A 12,877-nucleotide genomic window follows, 5' to 3' on the forward strand; every position below is an offset into this window, starting at 1 on the left:
GTAGACCATGGAACCGTAGAAATACCATCTGAACTCAAGAGTGTAGGAGTAGACAAGGGATACACCGAAGCTTTCTATGATTCGGATGGTCACGCCCATGGGAAGGGACTAGGGAAAGAAACTACCAAGAAATCAGATAGAATATGTGCCAAGAATCGCAATAGAGGGAAACTATGGGCACTTCATAGAAAGCTAGAGGAACTAAATCCATCTAGATCTGCTCGAATACTGAAAAACAATCTTAGTCGAAAGACAGAAAATAAACGCTACAGACAAAATCAATCGGAACTTAAAGCCATTATAGGAGCCGCTTCTAAATCTCTTTTTAATGGTGAATCGTTGAAAGTTTTTGCGGAAGATTTAACACAACCAATAAAAAATAAACGTCAGTCCAAGGCCATGTCCCGTAAGCTTAATAGTTGGATGAAGGGTCAAATGCGGGACTCCTTACAGAAGTGGGCTAATTGGACTGGGTCGGTTGTTACAGAAGTTCAACCTAGTTACACGTCGCAAGTTGACTCCAGAAATGGAACCCTTCTCGGGAAAAGGACTGGGGACAATTTTACCGGATTTGATGGGGTCGTGTTGCAGGCTGACTATAATGCTGCCAAAAACGTCCTTGATAGAGGTACGGACAAGGACATTACCCGGTACATGAATAAAACCGAGGTGCAGGCAGTATTATTGCGCCGTACCGCGCGTTTCTTGGAAGGGATGGGACTGAGTTTGCTTGATGCAATTGAGCTTGGATGGCTTGATTGTAAACATGAGCTTTGCTCGGGCTTTCAAGGAACTCCTGGTCGGGATGCCAGGAACGTCTAAATAGATGGGTGGCAGGCTTAACTCCAATTGCCGATGACCACCCCTCACTTAGACCACAATAAAATGCACCTTGACCGTCTTATCCGGGATTATCCCGATTAATTACGGTTTAAGAGTATCCCTAGGTTCGTTTTTTCCTACGCTTCCTTGCCAGCTTCCTCTCCTTAATTTTGGCAGCAACAATACTGCGGTCAATGGGCAATCCTGCTCTAGGAATTACCTGATATTGTCGCTCGTCTTCTAGATTTTTAAGCTTAGTGTAATCAACCCAGTGGATACAATCTACTGGACAAGTGTCTATCGCTTCTTGTATCACCTCTTCTGGGTCCCCATCTTGCCGAAAAACCCGGGATCTACCGTAGTCGGCTTCCATATAAAACGTATTTCGAGCGACGTGGGCGCAGTGTTTACAGCCAATGCAGGTAATTTCATCAACGTAAACACCTTTTTGTCGCAGAATACCCCCTAGCTCTGGCTCAAAACCAGAACGCTCTGGAGCATCTCGAAAGACACCCCCTAACTCTGGTTCCAAACCCGAACGCTCTGACTCTGGCGTCGGTGAGAACTCAGACATTACGCGCTCCAGCGTTGTACAACTAAACGAATTGAACCATCTTTATTATCTTGTTGCTCAGCAACCTCAAAGCCTTGCTTAGCAGTTTCCTTAATTACTGTGTTGTAAGCGTAACGCTGGGTTACCCGTTGTAGGAAACCATCTACAGACCAAGGCTGTTGCCAATACTGAAAATCAGCAACTAGTTCGTAAGCGTTACCATTCCAACTAAAACCGATGTCGTAGTCATTCTCTTGCTCAATCACTACTTCAGCAGTGCGAGTTTGACCTTGATAACCGCGCACAGGGCTAGGACCAGATTCCCAATCAATCCCTAAGTCATTTAAAGCAGTTTCTAAGGATGAACGGTTACGGATTTGGGTTTTGATAGTGCTGAAATGAGACATTTTTGGTAATAAAACGAATTTACTAACTGGAACACAAATTTACCAATGGCTAACGGTAGCTTGAGTTGTGGCTGTTGCCGACAGTTCAAGCTTTTGGTCGAAGTAATCTGATGTTTTCTCAACAGATACGACTTGTCCTAGCTGAGCTTCAATAGCAGCTGTTACCTCTGCGCAAGAGGCTCCGATGATCCCAGTGACTTTTTCCTGGACTCGACCATCTGGATAAATTACAAACTCTAATGTTTCCATAGTCGCCTTAGTGCTCGGTTTATCCCTAGTTGCAGGTTGTGGCACCGGTTGTTGCACCAGTCCAGGAGTATCTAAATCCTGGATTGATATCACTGATCACTGACCAGTGCTATAGCTGGTTACTAATCAAATGATAATAATTCAGATCATGGCGCAAACAACATTAACATAAGTTTATAGTAAATCGAGTGTTTACTTTAATATTTTGTTAGTTTCTCGTAACTTTTGCTATCAGTCAAGGGGTGGGATAACCCAAAAATGGTTTGTTAACAAGTAAGCTATCAGCTCTCAGCTATCAGCTCTCAGGTATCAGCTATCAGCGATCAGCTCTCAGCTATCAGGTATCAGCTATCAGCGATCAGCTCTCAGCTCTCAGCTCTCAGGTATCAGGTATCAGCTCTGAGCTATCAGCTCTCAGCCAAAAGCCTTGGCCTATATCTGACATCTGTTCGCGTAGCGTGGCCAAAGGCCAACGGCTGACGGCTGACGGCTGACGGCTGACGGCTGACGGCTGACGGCTGACGGCTGACGGCTGACGGCTGACGGCTGATATTAACAAAATGTAGAGAATCTAGGGGACTGGGCAAAGTATGAAGTATGAAGTATGAATTATTAAAGTTCAGCGAGATAGTTTAATAACCGTTATGAGTGAAACGCAAGTCAGAGGTGTAAATAACCCCAAAACCGCTAATCCCAATGGATTAGAGCGAATACGAGTAGGGGTTTTAGGCTTTGGGGGATTAGGTCAAGCCGCTACCAGAGTGTTAGCTCCTAAGGGAGAAATGCTTTGGGTCGCAGCAGCTGACCGGAAAGGTTATGTTTATGACGCAGCTGGGTTAAACCCTGAGCGTTGTATCCAGACCTACCAATCCCAAGGTTCCTTGGGTTATGTAGAACCAGGTGGCACCTTAAGTAGCAAGAGTATCGAAGAGTTAATCCAAAACGCGACAGTAGATGGATATTTCCTAGCACTGCCAAATTTACCCAATACCTTTATGGCATCGGTGGTTAAGCAATTTATTCAATCGGGTTGGCAGGGAGTTTTAGTAGATGCTCTCAAGCGCACTAGTGCTGTAGAACAACTGTTGCAACTGCAAGATGAATTGCAAGCAGCTGGAATTACCTATATGACTGGCTGCGGTGCTACTCCAGGACTATTGACCGCTGCTGCTGCGATCGCATCTCAAAGCTATGCCGAGATTCACAGTGTCAACATTACCTTTGGGGTAGGGATTGCTAACTGGGAAGCCTATCGAGCAACAATTCGAGAAGATATTGCTCACCTTCCTGGTTACGATGTAGAACGAGCCAAAGCCATGAGTGATGCTGAGGTCGAAGCCTTATTAGATCAAACCGATGGCATCATCAGCCTAGAGAATATGGAACATGCTGATGATGTGATGCTGGAACTAGCAGGGATTTGCTCACGCGATCGCGTTTCTGTTGGTGGTGTTGTTGATACCCGCAATCCTAAAAAACCCCTCAGTACCAATGTCCAAATCACAGGTCGCACCTTTGAGGGTAAAATTTCCACTCACACCTTTACCCTTGGTGATGAAACCAGCATGGCTGCTAATGTCTGTGGTCCCGCCTTTGGTTATCTAAAAGCAGGAGTTTCCCTACATCACAAGGGGATTTATGGTCTATTGACTGCTGCTGAAGTCATGCCCCAGTTTGTGAAATAGTCATTGGTTTTAGGGAGTAGGGAGTAGGGAGTAGGGAGTAGGGAACAGTGCGTAGGGTGCGTTAGGGGCGGACTTGCCATGATTTTCCGCTTCTTCGCCCGGGTTGGGATAGTCCGCCCCGTAACGCACCACCTTTGGGCGAGCCCTCTTCTGTCTATAGCTCTAAAAAACGCTATAATAAAATAATTTCCTGATAATTACCCTTAATAAATATCTCCCCATCTCCCAAACTCCCCACCTCCCTATCTCCCCAAATTATTAAACTAAGCTGGTGGACTTTTGCTGGAGCAGCTGTCTGATGTTTCCTCCTGTTCCAGACTAATAGCATCGGTCGTTTGCAGCACAAATGGTAGACTAGCCCCTAGTAAGCCTCGCTGAATCCGTTGGGGTGTCTCTGGGAACACCACAAACAGGGGATAGATACGGTTTACGCCATCACTGAGAATGTGTTGATAGCCAGGAGGCATTAGCCATTCATAGTCTTTGTCTAGTAACACTTGGGTATGACGCCAGCGACTGAGCAAATCAGAAAAGTCTTCATGGGGGCGATGGATAAATAGAACAATCTCGATCTCCATCTTGACTTTCCATTCGGGATCACACATTACCATAGCTAGATCACAGGGTAAACCTACGGCTTCGGTGATCGTGCCATGGCTAACGCTTTTATGCCCTAAGGAGGATGGCGAGTGACGAATTCTCACCACTGGCAAGGGAATGGTGATCACACACTCATTAGGTCGGCGCATACTAGGAATCATTTCCAGGTAAGGTCGATAGGATTTAAGGAGTGCGATCGCACCATCATGGTTACTATACTCTGCTAGCCAAGCTTCGTAATCAGATTTGTGAACAGGCATCGAATTAGCCCATAGTTTCAAACACTTTAAACATTGGTAGATACATAGATATCAAGATCACACCAACCATGCCTCCCAAAACCACAATCATAATTGGTTCCAAGATACTAGTTAGTGCTTTAACCGCTTGCTCCACTTCATCTTCATAGAAGTCAGCAACTTTCATCACCATAGAATCCAACTCACCCGTCTCTTCTCCAATACTAATCATTTGAATTGCTAAAGGAGGAAAAATGTTTTCTCGTTGTAAAGCCAGGCTAATCATCCCACCCTGTTGAATCTCATTTTTAGCTGAGTTAATAGCATTAGAAATTACCTGGTTACCCGCTGTATCTCTTACAATATCTAAGGAATTCAGGATCGGTACTCCCGAACGAGTTAAGGAGCCAAACACTCGGCAAAAGCGAGCTACAGAGCCTTTTTCATTCAACTCACCAAACAGAGGTATTTTCAACTGCAATGCATCAATCTGTAACTTACCCATGGGGGTTTTATAGTAATATTTAAAAGCTGTAACTAATACAATTATAACAGCAATGGGAATCAATACTTTCCAACTTCTGAGGATGCCGCTCAACCATAACATAAACTTAGTTAAAGCTGGCAATTCCGTTCCTAAATCTTGAAATATCCCAGCAAAGATTGGGATCAGAAACATCGTCATTGCCAGAAAAACCAGTAGAGCTAAGAATCCTACCACACTAGGGTAAGCCATAGCTGATTTGATTTGGTTTTGCAGCCGATTCATATCTTCCAGCAGCTTAGCTAATCGGTTGAGCACTTCATCAAGGACACCCCCAACCTCCCCAGCTTGAACCATACTCACGTAAAGATTATCAAAACAATCTGGATGCTTACGCATAGCATCCGATAGATTAGTTCCTTGTTGTACCTCAGCACTGATGTTCATCAAAGCCTTTTTCAGCTTAGGATTAGAACACTGTTCCCCTAATACCCCAAGACAGCGGACGATAGCCACACCAGCATTAACCATAGCGGCAAACTGACGAGAAAAGACCGCTTTGTCTTTGATCGTGACATTGGTAAATTTTTCGGAAAGGTCTGAGAGGCTAAAGCTAACATCTAAGCTTTTCTTGACGCTGCCAACAGCAGAATACCGATTTTCTAGGATGCTGCGGGCTTGTTCAGGAGTAGCAGCTTCAATTTTTTGTTTTTTGGATTTGCCTGATTTGTCCCGAACTTGAGCAATAAAAGTAGGCATGGCTTTTTTCTAGATTAAGTCTAATCGCAAATTTTATCGATCCAGTCCCTGCTTTCTCTAGACTAGCGGTAAGCCGTTGGCCGTTGGCCACGCTTCGCGAACAGCCCTCAGCCGTCAGCTTAAAATAAACATCGATTGGGATAATTTAATATTAAGAGATTTTAGAGAATTGAAAGTCTGGGGAAAAGCCGATCAAAGCCTATGCTGATACGCGACACGCTGATACGCGACACGCTGATAGCTGATAGCTTACGACTAGCGGGTTGCCTTTGCTCTAGCGCCCTTAGCATTCATCCCTCCAGAACCAGCAAGGATACGTTGCAATTCGTCTGGTTTAGAACTTTTGCCAACTGCTGCTTCCAAAGAGATCAAGCCAGATTTCACCTGATAAGCTAAAGCTTGTTCCAGGGTCTGCATTCCCAATTTCATACCGGTTTGGATAGCAGAGTACACTTGAGACGTTTTTCCTTCCCGGATCAGGTTAGAAATAGCAGGTGTCACTACCATGATTTCCTGAGCCATCGTCCGACCAAACTCACCGGGTTTAGGGTTTTTCTTCGGTACTAGACATTGACTAAAGACTGCAATCAAAGAGTTAGACAGCTGAGCTCGGATTTGAGCTTGCTGTCCAGATGGGAACACATCAATGATCCTGTCTACAGTTTGAGCAGCTGAGTTAGTGTGTAGCGTTGCAAATACCAAGTGACCGGTTTCAGCTGCGGAAATAGCAAGAGCAATTGTTTCCATATCCCGCATTTCACCCACCAAAATCACATCCGGGTCTTCCCGCAGTGCCCCCTTCAGGGCATTGGCAAAGCTCTTGGTATCTTCACCTTTTTGACGTTGGTGAATCAAGCTCTTGATGTTAGGAAACACATATTCTATCGGGTCTTCCACTGTCAGAATATGTTCTGCCCGAGTGCGGTTAATTAAGTCAATCATGGCTGCTAGGGTAGTGGTTTTCCCAGAACCCGTGGGTCCGGTGACCAATACCATTCCCCTTGGTCGTTCACTCATCGAGCGCACCACATCCGGTAAACCCAATTTGTCAAAGTTAGGAATCTTGGAAGACAACGCCCTCAAGCAAGCCGCATAGCAACCCCGTTCTTTGTAAACATTGACACGGAAGCGAGCCAACCCCTTGACACCATAGGAACAATCAAGTTCCCAGTTTTGCTCCAATTCCTTACGCTGTGAATTGTTAAGCATACTGAAAATCAATCGCTGACAGGCTTGAGGGTTCAGGGATTCGTCATCAATGGGTTGGAGTTTACCACTGACGCGGAAGTAGACTGGCGCACCCGCTTGGATGTGCATATCTGACCCCCCCATCTCAATCATCTGCTCCATCAAGTCTTCAATCATCAGTTCCATAATCTTCTCTGCCTTAAAAACGTCAGTAGTCGTTAGTGATTAGTCATTACTCAAAATAAAATAGCCAATTGTTCATTAACAATGGACTAATAACTAAATTAATTTTGAAAACGGGGTGTCATACAGTAAGGACAGTCTAGCCACTCCGCCTGTAATTGAGCTGAGCAAGTGCCACAGGTCAGAGAACTCTTGCGTTTAGCTTTAATTTCTGTCTCTAAGCCGGAATCAGTAAAGGTTACTCGTTCGACTTCTTCAAAGGTGGTGTAACCTTCCTGTACCAAATTCAAGCTATAGGCTAATATGGTGATCATCCCTTCCTCTACAGCAGCTTCCTTAATCCTTTCCGTGGGGGCACCTTGGTTGATTAAGGCTTGCAGGTTCTCAGAGACGCGCATAACTTCATAAACACCAACCCTTCCTTTGTAACCAATACCATTACAGGTTTGACACAGTGTACCAAGTGCCCTAGCTTCAACGATTTGCTCTGGTGTCAGGGTATTGGCGCGATAGATGGTAATCTCCCCATCCCTAGAGGCGGACAGACCATAGCGCGCTAGTTCTGCCGAACTTGGTTGGTAAGAAATGCGGCAATTGGAACAAACACGCCGCATCAATCGTTGAGCCAACACTCCCAGCAAGGCACCGGAAACCATGAAGGGTTCAACACCCATTTCATCTAAACGAGCGATCGCACCAGCCGCATCATTAGTGTGTAGAGTAGTCAAGACTAAGTGACCAGTCAAAGCTGCTTCAATCGCCGTTTTGGCTGTTTCTTTGTCTCGGGTCTCACCCACCAGAATCACGTCCGGGTCTTGGCGCAGAAAGGCTCGTAGAATTGAGGCAAAATCCATGCCTTTTTCCCGGATAACTTGCACTTGGGTAATCCCAGGTAACGAATACTCAATCGGGTCTTCTGCAGTACTGATATTCACCCCAGGGTCATTACGTTCTGCCAGAATTGAATACAAGGTGGTTGATTTCCCCGATCCCGTTGGACCCGTCACCAAGATTAATCCAAAGGGACGCTTAGCCATTTCCCTGACCAATTCTAAGGTGTCTGGGTCTGTGATCAACTTATCCAACCCCAACTGGGTGGATTCGTTATCTAGGATCCGCAGAACCACCTTTTCCCCATAACGACTGGGCAAGGTATTGACCCTAAAGTCAACTTTTCGCCCCTGGAACATACGCCGAATTTTACCGTCTTGGGGTAAGCGTCTTTCCGCAATGTCGAGATCTGCCATGATTTTGAAACGAGCCGCCACCGCTGTATGTATTCGCTGTGGTAAGGCATCAAAGGCTTGACGCAGTACCCCATCTTTGCGATAGCGCACCCGCAACTGCTCCTCTTGGGGTTCGATGTGAATGTCAGAAACCCCTTCTTGTAAAGCCTTAGCCAGGATTTTGTTAACCAAGTTGATGATCGGAGCCCCACCTGCCTCATTCAAAGAAGAATCTAGGTCTGCTTCCGCTTCCTCTGGGGCATCCTGTAAAGTATCGAATGAGCCTAAATTCTCTAAATCCTCCTTTACATCTACGGATTTTTGTTGATCTAGTTGCTTTTGCCGTGCCAACTGATCGTCAAGATACTGACTAATGATTTGCTGATAGTCTTCCTTAGTGATGACCATCCGTTGCAACTTGATTCCCTGAGGTCGTAGAATCCGATTCAAATCATCCTGGGCTTCTAGATCATCAGGAGAAACCATTGCCACCAAAACCGATGGCGGCTCAGTTTCATGCTTAGATATGGGGAGCAGGTGATAGCGACGGCAAATATCAATGGGAATCAGGGTTTCGATCAAGCCACCGACTTGCTGAGTGGAAATATCACTAATTTCCGGATCTAGAGACTCAACACCAAAAAGAACTTTTAGTTCAAACAACTGCTGCTTCTTGTATTGACGGATCAAGTCCGGTGGTAACTGACGTCCGGTCATTGCTTCGACGACTTCCGTCAGTGGTCTTCCGGACTTGCGAGTTTCCAGCATTGCTTGCTGCATCTGGTCAGCATTAACGTAACCAGCCTGAATCAGTTTATTGCCAAATGGAGAAAAATCGTTACGGACTACTAGGGCGCGTCGTTGAGATGAGGAGTAAGTCATGACGGAATAGGAGCTCTCCTTACTTTACACAGTATTCCCAAAAGCCTTATGTTAACTAACATAGGAGTGGCTGCCACTCTGGTTATTTTTACCTTTTAGTTAGATTGACGGACTAGAATAATTTGTCGCAGTTAAATATTGCATTATACATCATAATAAAAACTCAGTCAAGTCATTGGCTGTATAATTATTATCAACCCCTAATCCATCAAGGTGGTTCACAATCTCAGATGCTAGATTTTGATTAATGACTGATTTAGCCACAACATTCAACTATGCAACAAGACCAGCCAAAGTATGCAACAAGACCAGCCAACGGAAGTAGCGCCATCAAGGACAGTGGTAAGGGTACAGGCCATAAGGATCTGATCGGCTACACTTCCAACAGCAGCATTCTTGCTGACGGAGGTGTGGAAGACCACACAGTTGAGGTAAGTTTACGGTCGGAGTAACTCTCAATCAGGTTAGAAACCAATGCTATAGTCGTTAGACTGAACGTGGTTAGTTTACAAAATTTGCTGGAAAATTGGTTGGCTAGTAAGAAATTATAGATAAACTAGCACTTTATTGAATTGGGATGAGTGGAGCATGATTGACGAAGCAAAACAGTCAGATAACACTTCGCAGCAGACAAACGAAGAGTCCACCACGGTACTCGAAGACAATCATGAGGCGGAAGCGGTAGCCGTAGCATCTGACTCAGATGTCAACCCTGAAGCAGCACAACCAACTGAATCCCCTGCTGCTGAAGCATCTGAGTCAGGGCTCAACGACCAAGAAGCCCAGACCGATGTAGCTGCAACAGCTACTACCGATGAATCACCTACCGAGGACGATGCCAAGATTCTAGAAACAATCAAGCAGGAAAATCAAGCCCTGAAAGCTCAACTAGAAGAGCGAACTCAGCAATGTGACTCCTTTAAATCTCAATACATCCGGATTGCGGCAGATTTTGAGAACTTCCGCAAACGGTCAACTAAAGAGAAAGAAGACTTGGAACATCAAGTTAAAGGAAACACGATCACTGAGTTATTGTCAGTAGTAGATAATTTTGAACGGGCGCGTACCCAAATTAAGCCTCAAAATGATGGGGAAATGTCGATTCACAAAAGCTATCAAGGTGTTTATAAACAGCTGGTAGACAGTCTCAAGCGCCTTGGGGTTGCTGCGATGCGACCAGAAGGGCAAGAGTTTGACCCCAATCTCCACGAAGCGGTGATGCGAGAACCAACGGATGACTATCCAGAAGGAGTGGTCATAGAACAGCTAATGCGGGGTTATTTACTTGGGGAGCGGGTGCTGCGTCACGCTATGGTGAAAGTAGCTGCTGCGGCAGAACCACAGGAAACCTCGGAAGGTCAGAAGTCTGCTGAGGCGGAAAATTAGCTGCCATTGATTGGTTAACCTTCCTTTGGTGTCAGCCTCTGATCATCCTACCAAAAGGGATGTAGCACCAAGGGAAGTTCTATTATTTTGAGCAACTCAACAAAAAATCAAACTAAAATAACTTTACTAACCGTTAAGCTGCAACCCTATGGGAAAAGTTATTGGCATCGACCTAGGCACAACCAATAGTTGTGTTGCTGTCTTAGAAGGAGGTAAACCCATAGTCATTTCCAGCTCGGAAGGTGGGCGAACCACACCGAGTATTGTGGGATTTGGCAAGTCAGGGGAGCACCTAGTGGGTCAACTGGCCAAGCGTCAAGCAGTGACCAATGCGGAAAACAGTGTCTACAGTATCAAGCGCTTTATCGGACGTCGTTGGGATGAAACCGCTACAGAGCGTTCCCGTGTTCCCTATACCTGTGTTAAGGGTCGTGATGAGACGGTAGATGTAAAGATTCGGCATCGCGAGTACACCCCTCAGGAAATATCGGCCATGATCTTACAAAAGCTCAAGGCTGATGCTGAAACCTTTCTTGGGGAACCAGTGACTCAATCCGTGATCACAGTTCCGGCCTACTTTACCGATGCGCAACGACAAGCCACCAAGGATGGGGGTACCATTGCTGGATTGGAAGTGTTGCGCATTATAAATGAACCCACTGCTGCTGCTCTTGCCTATGGCTTAGATAAGTTGGATCAAGACCAAGTTATATTGGTGTTTGACTTGGGGGGTGGTACCTTTGATGTATCAGTTCTGCAACTGGGTAATGGGGTCTTTGAAGTAAAGGCAACGTCTGGTAACAATCACTTGGGGGGAGATGACTTCGATAACGTGATTGTCCGCTGGATGGTGGAAAACTTTAAAGCCAAAGAGGGCATCAATCTCACCCAAGACAAAATGGCTCTTCAGCGTTTGCGAGAGGCGGCGGAAAAGGCAAAAATTGAACTGTCTAGCATGGTAGCCACCCCCATCAACTTGCCCTTCATTACTGCTGATGAAACAGGACCAAAACACTTAGAGATGGAGTTGTCCCGGGCTAAGTTTGAAGAACTATCCAGGGACTTGATTAACGCAACTATAGAACCGGTAAAGCAGGCGCTCAAAGATAGTGACCTCAAGCCAGAGGACATTGACCGCATTTTGCTGGTAGGGGGTTCGACCCGTATCCCGGCGGTGCAGGATGCTATTAAAAGGTTTTTTAATGGTAAGGCTACCGATCGTTCGGTGAACCCCGATGAAGCTGTGGCATTGGGAGCAGCAATTCAGGCTGGTGTTTTGGGTGGGGAAGTCGAAGATGTCCTGCTACTGGATGTTACTCCCCTGTCCCTGGGTATAGAAACCTTAGGGGAAGTGTTCACCAAAATTATCGAGCGCAACACGACTATTCCTACCAGTAAGTCCCAGGTATTTTCCACCGCTACCGATGGACAAACCTCCGTAGAAATCCACGTATTGCAGGGGGAGCGGGCAATGGCTAGAGATAACAAAAGCCTGGGAAAATTCCTGCTGACTGGTATTCCCCCAGCTCCCCGTGGTGTCCCTCAAATTGAAGTCACCTTTGAAATCGATGTCAACGGCATTCTTAAAGTCGCTGCCACTGATCGAGGCACTGGGAAAGAGCAAAGTATTGTGATTACCAATACGGGGGGATTAAGTCCAGCGGAGGTGGAACGGATGCGCCGTGAGGCAGAAGACTATGCTGACCAAGACCGCCGTCGCATGGAATTGGTGCAACTCAAAAACCAAGCCGATAGCTTACTATATAACTATGAATCTACCATCAAAGACCATGGGGAATTGATTAGCGCTAACCTTCAGGCTCACGGATTAAAGGAGCAAGCAGATCAACAAAAGCAGCACCTAGACACCATAATGACAGACCCCTCAATTGAGGTCGAGGAGGTGAAAGAAGCTATTGAAACTTTGCAGAAAACTGTCTTGGAAATTGGGGGTATCATTTACGCCAGTGCCAGCTTTGGGTCAGACCCGGAATTTATCACCTCTGACGAAACAGTTCAAGATTCAAATTCCAACGACTCCAGCCAAAGAGAACCGGATGCTCTAGGAGAATTTGTGGTTGATTTTGAGGATGAAACCTTAGAGGTGAATGTTGACTACGAAGCAGTTGATTACGGCAACAGCTCTCTAACAGATAGATAATTTAATTCGCTGCTTTGACTAGCTCAAGCCGACCGCGAGAGTATGGTCACAGA

13 protein-coding genes are annotated in these 12,877 nt (G+C 45.8%); 4 read left to right on the forward strand and 9 right to left on the reverse strand.

Going from position 1 to position 12,877, the window contains the following annotated elements; genetic code table 11:
- On the forward strand, nucleotides 1–822 hold an 822-nt coding region (locus LYNGBM3L_RS47750; protein ID WP_009149207.1), incomplete at its 5' end, for a zinc ribbon domain-containing protein.
- A 121-nt stretch (nucleotides 823–943) separates the two neighbouring features.
- Here LYNGBM3L_RS47750 and LYNGBM3L_RS22720 read toward each other — a convergent pair.
- The 4 genes from LYNGBM3L_RS22720 to LYNGBM3L_RS41530 form a co-directional block, all read right to left on the reverse strand.
- The gene (locus LYNGBM3L_RS22720) at nucleotides 944–1,396 is read right to left on the reverse strand and encodes a ferredoxin (protein WP_009149209.1); all 453 of its coding nucleotides are present in this window, start codon (nucleotides 1,394–1,396) and stop codon (nucleotides 944–946) included.
- Nucleotides 1,396–1,782: a DUF1257 domain-containing protein gene (locus LYNGBM3L_RS22725; RefSeq protein ID WP_009149212.1), complete on the reverse strand. Its 387-nt coding sequence runs from the start codon at nucleotides 1,780–1,782 to the stop codon at nucleotides 1,396–1,398. Before LYNGBM3L_RS22725 ends, LYNGBM3L_RS22720 begins: the two co-directional genes overlap by 1 nt.
- Before the next feature lie 39 nt (nucleotides 1,783–1,821).
- Nucleotides 1,822–2,031 (reverse strand): DUF2997 domain-containing protein, encoded by a 210-nt coding sequence (locus tag LYNGBM3L_RS22730; RefSeq protein ID WP_044494432.1) that lies wholly within the window; start codon nucleotides 2,029–2,031, stop codon nucleotides 1,822–1,824.
- 379 nt (nucleotides 2,032–2,410) lie between these two features.
- Nucleotides 2,411–2,590, reverse strand: a complete 180-nt coding sequence (locus LYNGBM3L_RS41530) for a hypothetical protein (RefSeq protein WP_154659884.1) — start codon at nucleotides 2,588–2,590, stop codon at nucleotides 2,411–2,413.
- Nucleotides 2,591–2,675: 85 nt separating this feature from the next.
- On the opposite strand from LYNGBM3L_RS41530, the gene bioU reads away from it, so the two are divergent.
- The gene (bioU, locus tag LYNGBM3L_RS22740) at nucleotides 2,676–3,716 is read left to right on the forward strand and encodes a (S)-8-amino-7-oxononanoate synthase BioU (protein WP_009149222.1); all 1,041 of its coding nucleotides are present in this window, start codon (nucleotides 2,676–2,678) and stop codon (nucleotides 3,714–3,716) included.
- Nucleotides 3,717–3,725: 9 nt separating this feature from the next.
- Here bioU and LYNGBM3L_RS48890 read toward each other — a convergent pair whose 3' ends face one another.
- From LYNGBM3L_RS48890 to LYNGBM3L_RS22760, 5 genes are all read right to left on the reverse strand, one after another.
- Entirely contained in the window at nucleotides 3,726–3,848 is a 123-nt protein-coding gene (locus tag LYNGBM3L_RS48890; RefSeq protein ID WP_267872077.1) for a hypothetical protein, read from the reverse strand.
- 131 nt (nucleotides 3,849–3,979) lie between these two features.
- A complete protein-coding gene (locus LYNGBM3L_RS22745; protein WP_009149223.1) occupies nucleotides 3,980–4,576 on the reverse strand; it encodes a hypothetical protein in 597 nt (198 codons plus the stop codon).
- 4 nt (nucleotides 4,577–4,580) lie between these two features.
- Nucleotides 4,581–5,798, reverse strand: coding sequence for a type II secretion system F family protein (locus LYNGBM3L_RS22750; RefSeq protein WP_009149224.1), 1,218 nt, complete (start codon nucleotides 5,796–5,798; stop codon nucleotides 4,581–4,583).
- Nucleotides 5,799–6,053: 255 nt separating this feature from the next.
- Entirely contained in the window at nucleotides 6,054–7,172 is a 1,119-nt protein-coding gene (locus tag LYNGBM3L_RS22755) for a type IV pilus twitching motility protein PilT (RefSeq protein WP_009149225.1), read from the reverse strand.
- 98 nt (nucleotides 7,173–7,270) lie between these two features.
- A complete protein-coding gene (locus LYNGBM3L_RS22760) occupies nucleotides 7,271–9,277 on the reverse strand; it encodes a GspE/PulE family protein (RefSeq protein WP_009149227.1) in 2,007 nt (668 codons plus the stop codon).
- Between the two features lie 588 nt (nucleotides 9,278–9,865).
- Between LYNGBM3L_RS22760 and grpE the strand changes: the two genes are divergently transcribed.
- Entirely contained in the window at nucleotides 9,866–10,663 is a 798-nt protein-coding gene (grpE, locus tag LYNGBM3L_RS22765; protein WP_009149230.1) for a nucleotide exchange factor GrpE, read from the forward strand.
- A 148-nt stretch (nucleotides 10,664–10,811) separates the two neighbouring features.
- The gene (dnaK, locus tag LYNGBM3L_RS22770) at nucleotides 10,812–12,824 is read left to right on the forward strand and encodes a molecular chaperone DnaK (protein ID WP_009149231.1); all 2,013 of its coding nucleotides are present in this window, start codon (nucleotides 10,812–10,814) and stop codon (nucleotides 12,822–12,824) included.
- Nucleotides 12,825–12,877: the final 53 nt, after the last annotated feature.

This window comes from Moorena producens 3L (assembly GCF_000211815.1).
GTDB lineage: Bacteria > Cyanobacteriota > Cyanobacteriia > Cyanobacteriales > Coleofasciculaceae > Moorena > Moorena producens.

What these genes read in the sequence shown, in the direction of transcription:
- LYNGBM3L_RS22730 (WP_044494432.1), bottom strand. Translation starts at nt 2,031, where the DNA reads ATGGAAACATTAGAGTTTGTAATTTATCCAGATGGTCGAGTCCAGGAA.
- LYNGBM3L_RS22755 (WP_009149225.1), bottom strand. Translation starts at nt 7,172, where the DNA reads ATGGAACTGATGATTGAAGACTTGATGGAGCAGATGATTGAGATGGGG.
- dnaK (WP_009149231.1), top strand. Translation starts at nt 10,812, where the DNA reads ATGGGAAAAGTTATTGGCATCGACCTAGGCACAACCAATAGTTGTGTT.
- LYNGBM3L_RS22725 (WP_009149212.1), bottom strand. Translation starts at nt 1,782, where the DNA reads ATGTCTCATTTCAGCACTATCAAAACCCAAATCCGTAACCGTTCATCC.
- LYNGBM3L_RS22750 (WP_009149224.1), bottom strand. Translation starts at nt 5,798, where the DNA reads ATGCCTACTTTTATTGCTCAAGTTCGGGACAAATCAGGCAAATCCAAA.
- LYNGBM3L_RS22760 (WP_009149227.1), bottom strand. Translation starts at nt 9,277, where the DNA reads ATGACTTACTCCTCATCTCAACGACGCGCCCTAGTAGTCCGTAACGAT.
- LYNGBM3L_RS22745 (WP_009149223.1), bottom strand. Translation starts at nt 4,576, where the DNA reads ATGCCTGTTCACAAATCTGATTACGAAGCTTGGCTAGCAGAGTATAGT.
- LYNGBM3L_RS22720 (WP_009149209.1), bottom strand. Translation starts at nt 1,396, where the DNA reads ATGTCTGAGTTCTCACCGACGCCAGAGTCAGAGCGTTCGGGTTTGGAA.
- grpE (WP_009149230.1), top strand. Translation starts at nt 9,866, where the DNA reads ATGATTGACGAAGCAAAACAGTCAGATAACACTTCGCAGCAGACAAAC.
- bioU (WP_009149222.1), top strand. Translation starts at nt 2,676, where the DNA reads ATGAGTGAAACGCAAGTCAGAGGTGTAAATAACCCCAAAACCGCTAAT.